This is a genomic window from Saprospiraceae bacterium (assembly GCA_016710235.1).
GTDB lineage: Bacteria > Bacteroidota > Bacteroidia > Chitinophagales > Saprospiraceae > Vicinibacter.
On sequence record JADJLG010000001.1, the window covers coordinates 372720 to 391532 of the forward strand.

Genomic DNA, 18813 nt, shown 5'->3' on the forward strand with positions numbered 1-18813 from the left:
ATTATGAATAGCGACATATTGATATACCAAAATCAAGAAGGCAATATCAAAATTGATGTGCGTTTGGAAGAAGAAACCGTTTGGCTTACACAAGAGCAAATGGCAACCTTGTTTGGCAAAGCCAAATCAACTATTAACGAACATATAAAGAATGTGTATGAAGAAAATGAACTTGAAAAAGTAAACACCTTGCACAAATTCGGAAATTCCGAATTTCAGCAAAAAGCCCCAAATTACTACAATTTAGATGTGATTATTTCTGTTGGTTATCGGGTAAAATCAGTGCAAGGCACGCAGTTTCGCATTTGGGCAACTCAAAGGCTAAAAGAATATATTGTAAAAGGGTTCGCTTTAAATGACGAACGTTTCAAAAAAGGCAATTCGATGAACTATTTTGCCGAATTGCAGGAACGTATTCGTGAAATACGCTTGAGCGAACGTTTTTTCTATCAAAAAATAAAAGACATCTATACAACCAGTATTGATTACAACCCCAAAGACGAAAAAACACTAGCTTTCTTTAAAACCGTGCAAAACAAATTGCTTTGGGCTATTAGTAGCAACACCGCAGCCGAATTGGTGTATCGCAGAGTAGATGCATCTTTGCCTTTATTGGGAATGTTGTCATTTGACAAAAAGAATCAAACAATAATTAACAAAGCAGATGTAAGTATTGCCAAAAATTATTTGAACGAAGAAGAGATGCGCTTGCTTGGGTTATTGGTAGAACAATACCTTGCTTTTGCCGAAACAATGGCGCAACAGCAAACTACCATGTATATGAAAGATTGGATTCAGCGTTTAGATAGCATTTTGCAGCTCAACGGTAGAGAATTGCTTACACACGCAGGAAAAATAAGCCATGAATTGGCGGTGGAGAAATCGGAACAAGAATTAGAAAAATACCGAATAGCACAAAAAGAAATTGAAAAAGAACAAAGCTTAAAAGAATTGGAAGCCGACATAAAAAAATTAAAAAAGAAGAAATAGCACTATGTACAAAACCATAGCAGAATCAAACAACTTTATTGTACTGGATAAATTCACCAAGTATTTTGAAGTGAATGAGGCTCCGACTGTTTACCAAACAGAGGCAGCATTGGAGAAGGAATTAATTCAAGACTTAATCAATCAAGGTTATGAAAACCCTAAGTACTTAAATACGCAAGAAGCTATGTTAGCGAATGTAAGAGTGCAACTTCAATCGCTTAACGATGTAGTGTTTTCGGATGCTGAGTGGGTTCGTTTTGTAGAAGAATATTTAGACAAGCCAAGTGATAACCTTGTAGAGAAAACAAGAAAAATACACGACAACTACATTTATGATTTCGTGTTTGATGATGGGCATATTCAAAATATTTACTTGGTTGATAAAAAAAATATCACACGAAATAAAGTACAGGTAATTACACAATTTGAGCAAAAGGGAGCACATGCAAATCGTTATGATGTTAGCATATTAGTGAATGGCTTACCTCTAGTGCAAGTAGAGCTTAAAAAACGAGGAGTTGCTATACGAGAGGCTTTTAATCAGGTACATCGTTATTCCAAAGAAAGTTATAATAGCAAAAATTCACTCTACAAGTACATACAGATTTTTGTCATTTCAAATGGAACTGATAGTCGCTATTTTGCCAACACTGTTGAAAGAAATAAAAACAGCTTTGACTTTACCATGAACTGGGCAAAGGCTGACAATACATTAATCAAAGACTTAAAAGATTTTACGGCAACGTTCTTCCAAAAACATACTTTACTAAATGTTTTACTTACCTATTCTGTTTTTGATACGAGTGATACACTGCTTGTCATGAGACCTTATCAGATTGCTGCAACAGAACGCATGTTATGGAAAATAAAAAGTTCCTATGAAGCAAAGAAATGGACAACAATAGACGGTGGTGGTTATGTTTGGCACACCACAGGATCAGGCAAAACCCTTACCAGTTTCAAAGCAGCGCGTTTAGCAACTCAATTGGACTTTATTGATAAAGTATTCTTTGTCGTTGACCGTAAGGACCTGGACTTTCAAACGATGAAAGAATATCAACGTTTCTCTCCTGATAGTGTAAACGGTTCTGATAGCACAACAGGTTTAAAGAGAAATATTGAAAAGGAGGATAATAAGATTATTGTAACAACAATACAGAAACTAAATAACCTCATGAAAAGTGAGGTTGATTTAGCGATATATCAAAAGCAAGTAGTTTTCATTTTTGACGAATGCCACCGTTCACAATTTGGAGAAGCACAAAAGAATCTGCAAAAGAAATTCAAGAAGTATTATCAATTCGGTTTTACTGGCACACCAATCTTTCCACAAAATGCTTTAGGTGCAGAAACAACAGCAAGTGTATTTGGCCGTGAGTTGCACTCTTATGTAATTACGGATGCCATTAGAGATGAAAAAGTTCTGAAATTTAAGGTTGACTATAATGATGTAAGACCCCAATTTAAGAGCATAGAAACAGAAATAGATGAAAAAAAGCTAAGTGCTGCTGAAAACAAAAAGGCATTGCTTCATCCTGCAAGAATAAATGAAATATCACAATACATTTTACAAAATTTCAGGATAAAAACCCACAGGAATCAAGGAAGCAACAAAGGCTTTAATGCCATGTTTGCGGTAAGCAGTGTTGATGCCGCTAAGCTCTATTATGAAGAATTGAATAAGCTGCAAAAAGAAAATGATAGACCTTTAAAGATTGCTACTATATTCTCCTTTGCAGCCAATGAAGAACAAAGTGCAATGGGTGAAATAGTGGATGAAAATTTTGAGCCATCTGCAATGGATAGCAGTTCTAAAGAGTTTTTGACTAAAGCTATCAATGACTACAATGTAATGTTCAAAACCAGTTATGGAGTTGACAGCAATGAGTTTCAGAATTACTACCGTGACCTTGCCAAACGGGTAAAGAACAAAGAGATTGATTTAATCATAATAGTAGGAATGTTTCTGACTGGCTTTGATGCACCGACATTAAACACATTGTTCGTTGACAAGAATTTGCGTTATCATGGTTTAATTCAAGCCTTTTCGCGCACCAATCGAATAGCAGTAAATAAAAGGTTTGGGAATATTATAACTTTCCGCAATTTAGAGCAAGCTACAATAGATGCTATAACACTCTTTGGCGATAAAAATACAAAGAACGTGGTTCTTGAAAAGAGCTACAAAGAATATTTGGAAGGCTTTACAGACATTCTAACAGGAGATGCACGCAGAGGATATGTTGAGATAGTAAAAGAGTTAAACGAGAAATTTCCTTACCCTGACGAAATCGTAAAAGAAAAGGACAAGAAGGAATTTGCCAAAGTTTTCGGGGAATATTTGAGGGTAGAAAACATACTCCAGTACTACGATGAATTTAACTACCTCAAAGCACTTCAAGGCATTGACATAAACAATCCCGATGCAGTTGAAGAATTTAAAAAAGCTCATTTTGTAACGGATGAGGATATTGCTGCAATGCAAAAAATTGAATTGCTAAAAGAAAGGACAGTTCAGGATTACCGTTCTACTTACAATGACATACGAGACTGGTTAAGACGAGAGAAAAATGGGAAAGAATCTGAAGAATCAACGATTGATTGGGATGATGTAGTTTTTGAAGTTGACTTACTAAAATCACAAGAGATAAACCTTGACTACATTCTTGAATTGATTTTTGAGCATAACAAGAAAACAAAAGACAAAGACACTTTAATTTCTGAAATTCGCAGAGTTATCCGTGCAAGCGTTGGGAACAGAGCAAAAGAAAGTTTGGTTGTTGATTTCATCAATGAGACCGACCTTGACACACTTCAAGACAAAGCGAATGTTATAGATTCATTTTTTCAATTTGCTCAAGCCAAACAGAAAGCAGAAGCATTGGAACTAATCACAGAAGAAAATCTAAACATTGAAGAAGCAAAGCGTTACATAACAACTTCATTAAAACGAGAATATGCCAGTGAAAACGGAACAGAACTCAATGCACTTTTACCGAAAATGAGTCCGTTAAATCCCCAGTATTTGACCAAAAAGCAGAGTGTTTTTCAAAAACTAGTTGCGTTTATAGAGAAGTTTAAGGGAGTAGGTGGGCAACTTTAAAAGACATAGCGGATAAAGCGAAAATCATATTTTAATTATGGCAGAAAAAAATCAAAACAACGACATCATATTTTACACCACCCCAACGGGTAATGTGAAAATAGAAGTAGTTTTCAACAACGAAACCTTCTGGCTTACACAAAAAGCAATGTCAGAACTATTTGGGGTAAAAGTGCCGGCCATTAGCAAGCACTTAACCAATATTTTTGAAACCAACGAGTTAGAGGAAAATTCAGTTATTTCCATTTTGGAAACAACTGCCACCGATGGCAAAAACTACAAAACATCCTATTACAGCTTAGATGCCATTATAGCCGTAGGCTACAGGGTAAATTCCATCAATGCCACCCAGTTCCGTATTTGGGCTACCAAAACCCTTAGAGAGTTCATTATTAAAGGCTTTGTGTTAGACGATGAACGCCTCAAACAAGGCAAACGCTTTGGCAAAGATTATTTTGATGAACTCTTAGAACGCATCAGGGAAATAAGAGCCAGTGAAAGACGCTTTTACCTCAAAATTACGGACATATACGAGCAATGCAGCATTGACTATAATAAAGAGGCAGAAATTACACAGAAGTTCTTTAAAACGGTTCAAAATAAATTGCACTGGGCTATTACAGGCAAAACAGCAGCCGAACTAATAGCACAAAGAGCCGATGCCAGTAAACCCAATATGGGTTTAACCACTTGGAAAAATGCACCCACTGGCAAAGTATTGAAAGGCGATATAGGCACAGCAAAAAACTATATGCGGGAAAAAGAAATCAAAGAGTTGGAACGTATTGTTACAATGTATTTGGATTTTGCCGAACTGCAAGCCGAAAGACAAATACCAATGAAGATGGCAGACTGGGTAACAAGGTTAGATGCCTTCTTGCAATTCAACGAATATCAAATACTAAAGGATGCAGGAAAAGTAAGCCACGAAGTAGCAATGAAATTGGTAGAGAAAGAGTATGCGAAATTTAGGGTAATACAAGACCAAAACTTTGTAAGTGATTTTGAAAATGAAGTAAAAAAAATAACTAAACCCACCAAATCCGATAAAAAGAAAAAGTAGAAGCGATGCAAAACTTACTGCTAAATATAATCCCATTCAGCACACCTGTAAATGAAATTACATTACCCTTTTCTGTTGGTAAGCAGCAGGGTTTTTATGGCTTGTATTTAGATGATGAAGTAAAATAGTTGGTTGGTGATAAAATGACCAAACTGGAATACCTTGAAAACAAGTGGATATACACCGATTTTGGCTCACCAAAAGAAAATTCATTTCTGCTAACTATTGATATTGAAAAACACCCAAAACTGGCACTGCATTATTTCAAGCATTTAATATATACCTATTTCCGCAATGATGTTGCTCACATCAAGCAAAGAAACTTTACAGATGATATAGAAGTATGGTTTTTGAATACAGAAGAACAAAGAGCTGAGTATTATTTATACGACAAATTCACTTTAAATGTTAACCATTGCAATGTAACCGAAGGATTTGAATTAGTAGTTTCTTATGATGACACTTCAAGAGTAAGCACAACGAACAACAAAACCAAACATACCAAGCACCATGCTTGCTGCCTTCTTATCAAACCATAGTATCTCTCTTCAAGCCTGAGATAATATTTTGTGCTTTGATTGTAGCATCTCAACAGTTCCATACATCTTCCTGCTTGAACGATATATGGCAGCCTCCAAAAGTTTAGTAGGCTTTTATTTTCAGCTTACTTATCACTGATTTTTCACTTTATTTATACTAATTGTTTAGCGGGCAATCAATTGCTTGCAAAGCTAATTTGCTTGCTGCATTTCATTTAAAAATACTATTCAATGAAAAATATTTTATTGTCATTGGCAATATTTTCGTCTTTCTTCTTTAGTTGTCATTCACATTCTCATAATACACAAGGTGGTCATTCACACGATGAGCATGGAAATCATATTGAACCAACTGAAAATAAACCGGAAGCACTTGTGTACACTATCTACACTGAGAAAACTGAACTTTTCCTGGAACATAAACCATTAATAGCAGGTCAGGAATGTAGATTTGCCGCACACTTTACTGCATTGGGTGAATTATTCACTGCTGTGGATGAAGGTACGATCACACTCACATTGAGTGGACCAAATGGTTCGCAAAGCATTGTTTCAAACAAACCTGAAGTTCCGGGAATTTTTCGATTGCGTCTGACACCGGAAAAGATAGGTATATACAGTTTGGTATTTGACATAAAAACGCCTTCTTACACAGATAAAATCACGATTCAAAAGGTCGAGGTATTTCAGGATGAAAAAAAAGCTATCGAAAAGCAAGAGCCGGCAGCTTCAGGAGGCTCTGAAATATCATACCTGAAAGAACAAGCTTGGAAAGTCGAATTCGCAAATGCTCCTGCTAAAGTGCAAGCTTTCTCGGAAGTTGTTCGCACCAGTGGTCAGATCATGGCGTCACCTGCTGATGAAGCACTATTGACAGCACAAATCAGTGGCATCGTTTCTTTTGTCAGTAGAAATTTGGTACCCGGGAGCAATATCAAGCAAGGCACGACTCTTTTTTCTGTCAAAAACAATGAAGTGGTTCAGAGCAATTTGGGTTCAGCATTACAGCAAGCCGAACAAGCATTGGCAACTGCTAAAGCACAGTATGTCAGGGCGAGTGAACTCGTAAAGGACAGGATCATATCTGAAAAAGAGTTTTTAGAAACCAAGCTGCGTTATGAAAATGCCCAAACTCAACTGGAGAATGCCGCTGTGACAAAAAGCTTTAACCAAACCAAGAGAAGTGCAGTTGCTCCAATCAGCGGCTTTTTAAAAAATGTGCTGGTCGAAAATGGTCAATTTGTAAACGCAGGCCAAACTCTAGCAATCATTTCCAAAAGCAAAAGACTCCTGCTGAGGGCAGATGTTTCGCAACTTTATTTCTCAAAATTAAGCAGTTTCAGCTCGGCCAATTTTAAAACAGTGGATGCAGGGCAAGTTTTTAGTACCCGAAACTTAAATGGACGGATCGTATCCACCGGAAAATCAGCAGATGCCGGTTCACCATTCATTCCCATATTTATTGAGATTGACAATGTAGGAAATTTCATCCCGGGCTCAGCGGTCGAGGTATTCCTTCAATCCACAAGCAAACCGGCATTGGTCATCCCAGTTTCGGCATTGATGGAAGAGCAGGGAATATTTTATGTATATGTCCAAGTTGAAGGCGAAAGCTTTCAAAAAAGGGAACTCAAACTAGGTGCCTCAGATGGATTGAACGTTCAAGTGTTTTCAGGTATAACTGAGGGTGAACGCGTGGTTACCAAAGGTGCTTATCAAATCAAATTGTCCACAGCTTCAGGTACCATGCCTGCGCATGGTCATGAACATTAATCCCGCAAACTATGCTCAATAAGATAATTCATTTTTCGCTGCAAAACCGTTTGTTCGTCATTGTAGCCACGGTTTTGTTGATCGTTTTTGGGACTTTTGTTGCATCCAGAATGGAGGTAGATGTCTTTCCCGATCTGACTGCGCCAACAGTAGTTGTGCTCACGGAAGCTCACGGAATGGCTCCTGAAGAGGTTGAAAAATTGGTCACATTCCCGATTGAAACTGCAGTAAATGGTGCTACTCATGTCCGGCGAGTCCGATCTTCATCCTCAGCCGGTATCTCTATCGTCTGGATTGAATTCGAATGGAACACTGACATTTTTAAAGCTAGACAAATTGTCAATGAAAAAATCATCGCAGTCGCTGAACATCTGCCTGTTGGAGTAGGCAATCCGACGATGGCGCCACATGCTAGCATCATGGGTGAAATCATGCTCATCAGTTTGACAGCAGACTCCACCTCACAAATGGAATTGCGGACTCTTGCCGATTGGTCCCTCCGCCCAAGGCTCTTGGCCACAGGAGGTGTAGCACAAGTAATCGTCATTGGTGGAGAGTATAAGCAATACCAGATTTTGGCTTCACCACAAAAAATGGATGCATTCAATGTAAGCTTATCCGATCTGGTGAAAGCTTGTGAAGAAGCCAACGGCAATTCCTCCGGTGGATTCATGAATGAATACGGCAACGAATACATCGTACGTGGCTTGGGTAGGACAAGTGATCTAACAGAGCTGGCTAAGTCTGTCATCAAAACCACCCCGCAAGGTACAGTGAAAATTGAGGATGTCGCCACTCTCAAAATAGGAGCCGCACCCAAAATAGGTGATGGTTCCCTTCAGGGTACTCCTGCCGTCATCATGAAGGTAATGAAACAACCCGCGACGAATACCCTTCTGCTCACTGAAACAATTGACGCAGCCATCATCGACCTGCAAAAAACAATTCCTGCCGATGTAAAAATCAACACCAGGATCTTCCGCCAGGCGGATTTTATCAATGCATCGATATCCAACATTCAAAAGACATTATTGGAAGGAAGCCTTTTTGTAGTCATCATCCTCTTCCTATTCCTAATGAACTGGCGGGCTACGGTGATTTCAATATTAGCTATCCCTGTTTCGCTCATCGTTGCCATATTAACTTTAAAATGGCTTGGATTCACGATCAACACGATGTCTCTGGGTGGCATGGCCATAGCTATAGGTGCCCTTGTAGATGATGCTATTATTGATGTTGAAAATGTGTTCAAAAGGTTGAAGCAAAATGCCGGTCTTCCCAAAGCAGAACAAAAAAGTATACTGCAAGTTGTTTTTGATGCTTCGGTTGAGATTAGAACCAGTATCATCAATGCCACTTTCATCATCATAGTAGCCTTTGTGCCTTTGTTTTTCTTGTCGGGAATGGAAGGCAAACTGTTGGCGCCACTAGGCATAGCATTCATTGTTTCGCTTTTTGCTTCGTTGGTTGTAAGCATCACTTTGACTCCTGTTTTGGCTTCTTATTTATTGACCAATGAAAAAATGTTAGTACAACAACATGGTGAAAGCTGGTTGGTACAGCGTTTGCAAAATGGATATTCAGCTGTTTTGAAAGTAGTAATGCGCACAAGAACAGCAATTTTATTGGTGTCGGTCTTAATGCTGGCAATTGCAATATTTACACTCTCGAAACTGGGCCGTAGTTTTCTTCCTGAATTCAACGAAGGTTCCTTAGTTATCTCGGCCGTCACCCTACCAGGCATTTCATTGGAAGAGAGCAACAAAATCGGATCTCATGTTGAACGGGAACTTTTGAAAATCCCGGAAATCCAAACGACGACTCGCCGCACCGGACGTGCAGAACTCGACGAACATGCTCAAGGAGTCAACGCTGCAGAAATAGACGCTCCTTTTGTGTTGAAAGACCGCAGTCGCGCCGAATTCCTAAAAAACGTACGGGAAAATCTCGCCAATGTATCCGGCGTAAACATCACTATAGGGCAACCCATCGGACACCGGATAGACCATATGTTGTCTGGGACTAGGGCCAATATTGCAATCAAGGTTTTCGGGACGGATTTGGCAAAATTGTTTTCGATATCTAATGATATCAAACGAGAAATTTCAGGTATTTCGGGTCTGGTGGATCTAAGTGTAGAACAGCAAATTGAAATTCCGCAGGTTCAAATCAAGGCTCGGCGAGATATGCTGAACCATTACGGTATCCCTGTCGGTCAGTTCAATGAATTTGTGGACGTCGCATTTGCAGGAGAAAAAGTGTCTGAAGTTTATGAAGGGAATAAAAGCTTTGACCTTGTCCTGCGTTTTGACGATTCAAACCGTGGTAACATCGAGAAAATAAGAAATACTCTGATAGATGCCGCCAATGGACAAAAAATCCCACTGAGTTATGTCGCCGATGTGGTGAGTACCACAGGACCTAATACGATCAATAGGGAAAATGTGCAACGCAAAACCGTCGTATCGGTAAACGTTGCAGGTCGAGACCAAAAATCTGCTGTGGAAGAAATCCAAAAAAAGATTGCTTCAAAAATCGATTTGCCGGAAGGCTATCGAATCGAATATGGCGGCCAGTTTGAAGCTGAAGCTGAAGCTTCTAAGACCTTACTTTTTACGTCCTTGATTTCGTTGTTGGTCATTTTCCTTTTACTTTTTCAGGAATTCAGAGACCTGAAAACTTCCACGATCATCTTGCTGAATTTACCATTGGCATTGATCGGTGGCGTACTTAGTATTTGGGCTACTTCAGGAATTCTTAGTATCCCAGCCATTATAGGTTTTATTACTTTATTTGGGATTGCAACCCGAAATGGAATATTGCTTGTATCTCGTTACAAAACTTTGCTGGAAGAGAGCAAGCCTCTGTACGAAACGGTCATGGAAGGCTCGGTTGATCGGCTTTCTCCCATTTTAATGACTGCGCTCACTGCAGGCTTGGCACTTATTCCACTAGCGATTGCCGGAGATTTACCCGGAAACGAAATCCAAAGTCCTATGGCCAAAGTAATATTAGGAGGCTTGTTAACTTCTACTATGCTGAATATTTTCATCGTCCCGGTGGTTTATTTTATATCGAATAGAAAGTCATAAAGTAAACTGAATTAAGCTAATCTCACTTTCAAGCCAATTTTTCCAGTGTAGATTCTTAGTGAAAAATAAATTGCGGAAAAACAATTTGATCTTTCAAAGTCGTGGAGGCTACCAAAATTCGAGTTAGGCTATAATTATCTGGGTATTTTGGGGCAGAGATTTAACGGCATCCATGCCAGTATGACGTTGCCGATTTGGGAGCAAAAACATCGTATTCAGCAACAACAAGGGCAAGTTGTCTTTGCAGAGTTGAACCTGCAAAGCCATACAAACGAACATATTTTAAATATTAAAGAGAAATACCAGCGCCATGAGAAGTTGGGAAAATTGCTGAATGATTACCGTTTAGCTATTTCTTCAGCTAACAATTCATCTTTACTGAACAAGGCTTTTCAGTTAGGTGAAATCACGATGCTTGAGTATTTCTTGGAGAATAGCATATATCAAAATGTTATACAGCATTTTTTGAAAACGGAATATAATTACCAAGTCGAGAAAGCCAAGTTGCTTCAGTACAAATTTTAATATTGCCTACAATAAATCTTGGTGAACAATACAAAAAAAGTGCTGACCTTAGCTCTCACATTATGTCTAGCAAATCCTTTCAAACATGTCCAAACCAGTGCGGTAAGTTGATTGAATTTCTTGACTAATGTATATCTTGAACCGCCTCAAAGTTTAAATTCAATCTATACACTTCAATATAGTCATTAAGGATCATCTACATATCAAATAATTATTCGTAAATAAACTTAAAATAAAATGGCTCCAAAGAAAACCAGAAGGTTCTCCAAGAGCCATTTTGAATTGAAAATACAAAAATACGAATGATGCGACTTAATTGAGCAAATTTGTAAACAGGATCTTGTCCAAATACAATTTTGCTTTTATTTCGAATAATCTCATAATTTCTCAAGATTCATAATTCGGTAGAATTTTACAAGTTAATTTCTTCTTATTTAACAATCAATTCTTAGTAACCTTTACGCCACTACAATTTGGTGTTGGACAATTACTACACGCCGGAACCGGATTTATTACAAAACTTTGAAAACAATTTGGATTTGCTGCATCTTCTATTACTATCGTATATGTAGTCCCTCCATCTGCTTTGAGTAATGGATTTCCTACTCCACCATCCCCTACAATTGTGATAGAATTTCCCGAAGGAGTAGTAGGACTGGTATATGTACCGACTCTAACTTTATAACTACCACTACCATTTGTAATTATCCCCGTTAGACTTAACCGGTACCAGTCATCTGAAGTGATCGATGCTGTTCCATTATTGTCACATTGTGTTGTCAAACCAGAGTATGAAGCAGTACAAACCAAAAAACCTGTAAAAGTTGCACTGTCAGTATTATTGGTTGACGTAGTATCAGCAGGATGTGGCTTGAGCGTTGCCAAGTTTGTAATTGATCCGGCTGCGTCTACTTTTACTACAATTGTCAACGTCTCTGAAGAATTTGCAGCTATATTAGGTATTGTCCAAATATTGTTACTGTAGGATCCTGCCGTTGTATTTGAACTTACAAAAGAAGTTTTTAGATCTAATGTTTCTTGAACTTCTAAATTCTGAATTTGTGCAGGTCCATTATTAGTAACGATGATATTATATGTTACGTTGTCCCCAACAGGTGCTGAAGCAACATTTACATTTTTATTGATTTCAATGTCGGTCTTCTCAACTAAACCTATATCTACACTATTATTGATTGTATTGTTGTTGGATAAAACAACCATATCACTCACCTTATTTGAGTTAATATCATTATCAATATTGGTATCGGCACCGGAGTATAGTTGAGTAGTGCCTAGATTTGAAGGGAGAACGAGCTTTAAATAATAATTGCCATTTGCAAGATTTGCAAAATTATAATATCCGGGATTTCCTGTCGCATCATCACCACTCACTGTAAAACTAACATCGTTTCCAAAAGCATCTACTGCCGGTTGATCATCACCATTACCAACAATATTATCTAAAGAATTGTACAACTCTACTTTAATACCATTCAAGCCTTCAACTGCAGGTTCATCTTGAAGTCCATTTCCATTAGTATCTAACCAAATATAATTACCCAAAATATTCGGCTGGGGCGGTTGAATTTGGATACCTACTTTCAACGGCTCTGAAGCAAGTAAACTGGTGTTATTGTCCTCTCTGGTAGCTTTAAAACCAAAACTATTATATGCAATCTCGCCAACTCCAACACCCAGTGGTACCCTCATAGGCCACATCAACACCAGACTATCCCCCGCAGCCAGGACATTGCTTGGATAATCATGCGCATATTCGAATTTTATTGCTTTAACATCTGTAATTGGATCCGGCAATGTCATGCTCCAATTTGGTGCATTTGGTCCTCCTGCAACTCCCAGATCAGATCCATTGATATCTTCAACAACACTATAAAATACATTGACTCCTGCAGGCGCATTTACAGGTCCTGCAAGGAAAGGTGACCACTGACTTCCCTTTGAGGTCTGGGCAACTAAATTTTTATCGGCCACGTATGGCAAAATATCCACCAAAGTAATATTTTTCATACCTACTGATCCTTTATTCGAAATGACCAACCTATAATTTGCCACACCTCCTGTCACAGTGTTTCCAAGAGTACTATATGTCGTATCCATACTACCTCTTGATTTTTTTTCTGAAGATAGATTAGCAATGGCTACAATCGTTGAACTATAACTATCATAAGCTATTTGCTCCGTGATATTACCGTCCATATCAAAATCTAAAGTATCTCGTTGATTGAGATTCTGGAGTAATAGGTATACTTGGTTATGATCAGATTGAGATAAAGCAAAGGCTGTATTGCTGATAGCCGGAAAAGGTGTGCCTGGATTTACTTTTGTTTTGATGGACATCCTGACACCTGTAGTATCAAATGAACTAAAGTCATATCCGGAAAAATCCCACAATAACAATTGTCTCCCGGTTCCCATATAATTATCAATAATTTGCGCAGGTTGGATTGGACTAGCCAAAGCGGGTAAATCTATGCTACCCAATGGGGTATTGAAAATCGGTTGATGTGGTTCCATAAATTTAAAATTGGTCGAATTCATTTGCAAAAAAGTCAAATTTTTTGGCAAAAGATCTGCCACTATCATGTCATGGAATGTAGTATTAGCCCGACCTGAGTTTAATAATGAATGGATAATATAATTAAACTCATCTCCGATCTGGCCACCGCCTGGTCCTGTCTTTGTTACAGTTGTAGGAACTCCAAAAAATAATGAATTTGAAGTAAGATATGCATACAGTTGCCTATTTAAAACATATGGGGCTTCTATACAATTGTAATTGATTACCGGCATAAAATTTAGTATGGTGCCCTCGATTGCACCTGAACTTGTTTCAAAAAGCAAATTATTCTGATAAGATTCATTAGAATTCACTTTTGAGTAATAGTATCTTACTCTGGTAATCTTATCCGCAGGGGATAAAAGTGAGCTGGCAAATATGACCGTATCCAAATTCCCATTATTTGTTGTTAATGTATCAAAAATAATCCAAGCAGGATTATTATTAATCTGATAGCTAAATATCAATGTATCGTTATCACTATTTTGCGGAATATCGAGTGCAATACCTTTTAATGTAATTTCGGGGTAATTCAAATTCAGTTCATAACTTACTTGTTCATTAGATACATTTCTTAAATTCCTAAGTCGTACCGTATACATGGATTCATCACCTATCATCAAGGAATCAGTAGCATCAATACTACCACCGATTCTATTCCAAACTGTTTCGATCGAAGGACCTAGGCAATCCGGGGTTACTACAGTATGCGAGTAAGATGTGTTCAAAGCGAATGGAACTTCAGAAGTTACATAATTACCTGTTATTCCAATTTTCGATGTAACTGTTTGTCCATTCACAAAACTCGATGAAGGATATTTTACTACCACCTCCACACCAAATATCGTTGCAGAAGGACTTAGGCCTAATTTTAACGGATAAATATTATCAAAATCAGGGTTCAATGAAAAATCAATATTTGTCAAATCATAATCCACGATAGTAGTACCCCCAGGTCCGGGATATGTACTGTAGGACAAATTTTCATTTGTTATATTATGGCTAATATCCAGCGATCTTGCTGACACAAATATTGCCCCAACAGGAATCGTATCATAGATATGAACGTTGTGTGTATGCAATTTTCCATTCATGTAAATGGTGTAGCGAATATTGCCATCAATGGCTGTTCCAATGTTGTTTACATTCAAAGTTGCTCCTATAGCAGGTCCCAGACCGGTATGGCTATAAGTGTTACTTGTAGTCATTGGTGCATTTGCAGAAGTTGCATAAGCAATATTATTTGTCATATAATTGACAGGTGTAAATCCATGTCTGTAATATGCTTGTATAAAAACTTGACCTGTAGTCCCCGCACTTAAGCTGGGATTCATCGTCACAGTAATGATTTGTTTACGGAAAGGATCCGGAGTATATGTCCTTACTATTGAAGACACATTAGCCGGCAGAGTAGTCAATGGCGAATAATACATGCCATATGCCAAGGTATCCTTGATGATCATATTATTTACAGTACCACCTAAGATACTATAATCTAGTATGTACTGAAAATAATTTGGCGTATATTCTGATGAGATAGAAGATACATTAGCTGATTTATTGAGGACTATACTTTGAGAAAATAATTTGATACTCCCTGTCAATAAAATAAATATGAATATTTTTTTGTTCATTGAGATAAGCTATGATAATATACTATACAGAAAAATATCTGATCAATATCCTGAAGATTAAAAATCATGAAAATCATAAAGCTATTTTCATGATTTTTAAGCATTTTATTTAACTATTTATACTTATATGCAGAATGATAAATAGTCTGAATCAATGAAGTCGAGAAATATTGAAATTATCCTCAAACAAATATAAACTTCCACATTGAAGAGAATAACTGACTCAAATATCTCGCTTACAAGCACCCTATGGATGCAAATGCACCTCAAAGGCAATATACATATTACATACTTTTATAATATGTACTGGATATTGTATGAAATGGGTATATAACTATATAAATGAGGTAAAACGGGGTTAAAAGATGCACAATAGCTAACATTTCTACCTCACCAACTCTACCATCGGCTATGGGAAACAATTACCAAATTGCTATTCTATATTATCTTCGTTCGGTTCAAACTGCCAAACTCCTGATAGCGAGAACGGGAACTAACATCAGATTTATTGTAACTGTATTTCCATCTCAAACCTAGCTATCTGCAAATTAGAAGCTTTGCTTTCACAACTCAGTAGAATACAATCTGGTCCATGATTAAACAATAAATGCGCTCATAATTCCTTGCTATATCTCGAAATATTATCCCAAAATATCTACTTTAACCAAGTCTTCAAAACTAACTTCTCACCCTAATATTGTACTAAGGTTATTTATTTCAGAATGATTGCAAAATTTGTCTTTCACAACAAATCTCAAACCAATGTTTTGGATTAATAGAAAAATAAAAAAGAGAAAACTAATTTTTTGCAAAATGATGTATCAACTTATGGGACTTAAATCCAAAGATAAACACGATCCATGCAAAAAAAATGCTCAATCCGGCTAAAAAAATCGGCAAGCGAATATCAATTGATACTACGACTCCTGCAACAATAGGAGGAATTGAAAATGCAAGTGATTGTACTGACTGTTGTATCCCCAAAATTTCGCCTTGATTTTCACCGGGACTTAAAACAGAAACTATACTGGTCAGGTTGGGTTGGGTCAATCCTTGAAAAATAGCAACTAAAGGCTGAGTGATCAACAATATCCAAGCCTGTGATGGAAACAATATCAACCACAGAGAAAAACTTAAGCCAAGTATGGTATATCGCAAGATTGTCTGAGGTGCAAAATACTTTGTGACAATTCTGGTAATCAGTCCCTGAGTAATCGCTATCCATAATCCGATGTAGCCAAATATATGACCGATCTCCAATTGAGTGAAATCAAATTTTTTGATCAAATAAACTTGAAAAAATTGCATAAAAAAACTAAATCCAAACGCCTGCAAGAATAGCGTTAAAAAAACAATCTTCAATTCTTTCATGGCAAATGCCTTCTTAACATTTCGAATTCCGGAAAGCAGTGATACTTTACCCAATCCCGATGGTTTAAAGGTTTCAGGAAATTGAATATTCACTAAAACTATATTGACAAGTGTCAAAGCTGCTGTACACCATAGCGGTAATGCCAGATCATACTTACCCAGCAAACCGCCAATAAATGGACCCAAAATAAATCCCAAACCAAATGCCATACCCACCAAGCCAAAATTTTTGGCCCTGTCTTTAGGATCACTGATATCGGCCAACGATGCCAACACAATTGAAATATTGCCACCCATAAAACCAGGTAGTGCACGTGCTATAAAAACCAACCACAACAATCTGTAATGAATGGCAAGTGCAAATAGTACATACCCTATAAATGTCCCTATCAATGAAATCCTCAATATTCTTTTGCGTCCATATTTATCGGCTAATGATCCTAATATAGGCGCACCAAAAAACTGAAAAATTGCAAATGTAGAAGCAAGTATACCATAAATCAAATTACGTGTCGCTTCAGATATTTCCGGTGAGATCAGTCCATATTCATTACGGACGATCAATGGAGCAAAAATCGGAATAATGATACCCACTCCGAGCATATCTATAAACACCGTGATAAATACTGAAAGGATTGGATTTCTTTTTACAGTATTCATTTTGAATTTATTTTATTTTGTAGAAATGCAATTTTCTGTTATGCATTAATGAATTTCAACACTTTGCTTCATGGATGGGATGCTCACTTTCTTAAATCCGGATTTCAAAAGTTCTGTTCTAAAAACTTCCTGAGTTGGCAACTCCCCATGCACTAAAAATAATTCTGAAACACTTTCAGTTTGGTTTGACAAAAAATCCATCATTTCTTTTTGGTCGCCATGTGCGGAGAAAGAGTCCATGATTTCGATCTTTGCATTTACCATCAAAACATCTCCAAACAATTTTAACGTAGTAGCACCGGAACGCAAAATACCGCCAGGAGTTTCAGGCGAATTATACCCTACTATAAGAATGGTGTTTCTGGGATTTTCTATCGCATTATAAACATGGTGCTTGATTCGTCCGGCATTGATCATTCCAGCTGATGAAATAATAATACAAGGTTCTTTACTGGTATTCAACTTTTTAGATTGATTGACATCTGTTATATAGTTGAGACGTTTGAATCCAAATGGATCTGGATCTTTCAACATATATTGATGCAATTCATAATCAAAACACTCAGGGTGGAGTTTGAAAATTTCAGTCGCATTTACAGAAAGTGGACTGTCCACAAAGACAGGAATGTTTGGTAATTTTTTTTGATTTACCAGCTGGTCAAGTAAGAAAACTAACTCTTGCGTTCTACCTACACTGAATGCCGGAATGATAAGCTTTCCTCTTTGGTTTGTGCAGGTACTTTTGACGATTTCCAAAAACCGATCCACTTCAGCAGGTTTCTCTAAATGCAACCTGTCTCCATAAGTAGATTCGGATATTAAAATATCTGTTGGCAACATTTGCTTAGGATCCCTGAGAATTGGCCGATTGGGTCGTCCAATATCCCCTGAGAATCCAAGTCTATATTCATCACCTTTGCGTTTCACATCTAAAAACACGTTTGCCGATCCCAGAATATGTCCCGCATCTCTGAATTGGATGCGCACACCTTCTGCTATTGTCATCCATTTGTCGTATGAACAAGAAACAAATTGCTCCAAACTTACTGCAACATCCTTTGCATTGTACAAAGCTTTTCTTGTTTTCAGTTGCGGACTATCGTGATTATCCTGTTTATTTCGATTTGCAATTTTCTTTCGCACTTTTTCATTAAAGTACTCAGCGTCTTTCTCCAAAATATGTGCTGTATCCATCATCATTATGCCTGCAAGATCTCTGGTAGCATGCGTACAGAATATTTTGCCCTGGAAGCCATCTTTAACTAATTTGGGAATCCTTCCGCAATGATCAATGTGAGCATGACTCAACACCATGACGTCGACATCTGAGGGATTAAATCCCCAGCTGCCATTGAGCTCTTCAAGATCACCGGCACCACCCTGAAACATACCACAATCCAATAATATGGTAAGTCCATCTGTAAGGGTCACCAGATGACAAGAACCCGTAACGGTCTGAGCAGCTCCACAAAATTTTATTTTCAT

Annotated in this window: 10 protein-coding genes; 7 read left to right on the plus strand and 3 right to left on the minus strand. The window is 37.6% G+C overall.

Annotated features, from left to right (window positions below):
• Positions 1–3 precede the first annotated feature (3 nt).
• From IPI99_01645 to IPI99_01675, 7 genes are all read left to right on the plus strand, one after another.
• Positions 4–990 (plus strand): virulence RhuM family protein, encoded by a 987-nt coding sequence (locus tag IPI99_01645; GenBank protein MBK7339213.1) that lies wholly within the window; start codon positions 4–6, stop codon positions 988–990.
• Positions 991–994: 4 nt separating this feature from the next.
• The gene (locus IPI99_01650) at positions 995–4093 is read left to right on the plus strand and encodes a type I restriction endonuclease subunit R (protein ID MBK7339214.1); all 3099 of its coding nucleotides are present in this window, start codon (positions 995–997) and stop codon (positions 4091–4093) included.
• Positions 4094–4130: 37 nt separating this feature from the next.
• On the plus strand, positions 4131–5156 hold the full coding sequence (locus tag IPI99_01655; GenBank protein ID MBK7339215.1) for a virulence RhuM family protein: 1026 nt from the start codon (positions 4131–4133) through the stop codon (positions 5154–5156).
• A 143-nt stretch (positions 5157–5299) separates the two neighbouring features.
• Positions 5300–5695 (plus strand): hypothetical protein, encoded by a 396-nt coding sequence (locus IPI99_01660; protein ID MBK7339216.1) that lies wholly within the window; start codon positions 5300–5302, stop codon positions 5693–5695.
• A 231-nt stretch (positions 5696–5926) separates the two neighbouring features.
• A complete protein-coding gene (locus tag IPI99_01665; GenBank protein ID MBK7339217.1) occupies positions 5927–7468 on the plus strand; it encodes an efflux RND transporter periplasmic adaptor subunit in 1542 nt (513 codons plus the stop codon).
• Positions 7469–7479: 11 nt separating this feature from the next.
• Positions 7480–10560: an efflux RND transporter permease subunit gene (locus IPI99_01670; protein ID MBK7339218.1), complete on the plus strand. Its 3081-nt coding sequence runs from the start codon at positions 7480–7482 to the stop codon at positions 10558–10560.
• A 69-nt stretch (positions 10561–10629) separates the two neighbouring features.
• Complete coding sequence (locus IPI99_01675; protein ID MBK7339219.1) at positions 10630–11085, plus strand: TolC family protein; 456 nt, start codon at positions 10630–10632, stop codon at positions 11083–11085.
• Positions 11086–11526: 441 nt separating this feature from the next.
• Here IPI99_01675 and IPI99_01680 read toward each other — a convergent pair whose 3' ends face one another.
• The 3 genes from IPI99_01680 to IPI99_01690 all read right to left on the minus strand — a co-directional run bounded on the left by IPI99_01680 (position 11527) and on the right by IPI99_01690 (position 18813).
• Positions 11527–15297: a DUF11 domain-containing protein gene (locus tag IPI99_01680; GenBank protein MBK7339220.1), complete on the minus strand. Its 3771-nt coding sequence runs from the start codon at positions 15295–15297 to the stop codon at positions 11527–11529.
• 798 nt (positions 15298–16095) lie between these two features.
• Positions 16096–17328 carry an MFS transporter gene (locus tag IPI99_01685; GenBank protein ID MBK7339221.1) on the minus strand — a complete coding sequence of 411 codons (1233 nt, stop codon included), beginning with the start codon at positions 17326–17328 and terminating at the stop codon, positions 16096–16098.
• 45 nt (positions 17329–17373) lie between these two features.
• Positions 17374–18813 carry an MBL fold metallo-hydrolase gene (locus IPI99_01690; protein MBK7339222.1) on the minus strand — a complete coding sequence of 480 codons (1440 nt, stop codon included), beginning with the start codon at positions 18811–18813 and terminating at the stop codon, positions 17374–17376.

Bases quoted from the DNA above. Each gene is read 5' to 3' on its own strand.
- IPI99_01645 (MBK7339213.1), top strand. From the start codon at position 4: ATGAATAGCGACATATTGATATACCAAAATCAAGAAGGCAATATCAAA.
- IPI99_01650 (MBK7339214.1), top strand. From the start codon at position 995: ATGTACAAAACCATAGCAGAATCAAACAACTTTATTGTACTGGATAAA.
- IPI99_01655 (MBK7339215.1), top strand. From the start codon at position 4,131: ATGGCAGAAAAAAATCAAAACAACGACATCATATTTTACACCACCCCA.
- IPI99_01660 (MBK7339216.1), top strand. From the start codon at position 5,300: ATGACCAAACTGGAATACCTTGAAAACAAGTGGATATACACCGATTTT.
- IPI99_01665 (MBK7339217.1), top strand. From the start codon at position 5,927: ATGAAAAATATTTTATTGTCATTGGCAATATTTTCGTCTTTCTTCTTT.
- IPI99_01670 (MBK7339218.1), top strand. From the start codon at position 7,480: ATGCTCAATAAGATAATTCATTTTTCGCTGCAAAACCGTTTGTTCGTC.
- IPI99_01680 (MBK7339220.1), bottom strand. From the start codon at position 15,297: ATGAACAAAAAAATATTCATATTTATTTTATTGACAGGGAGTATCAAA.
- IPI99_01685 (MBK7339221.1), bottom strand. From the start codon at position 17,328: ATGAATACTGTAAAAAGAAATCCAATCCTTTCAGTATTTATCACGGTG.
- IPI99_01690 (MBK7339222.1), bottom strand. From the start codon at position 18,813: ATGAAAATAAAATTTTGTGGAGCTGCTCAGACCGTTACGGGTTCTTGT.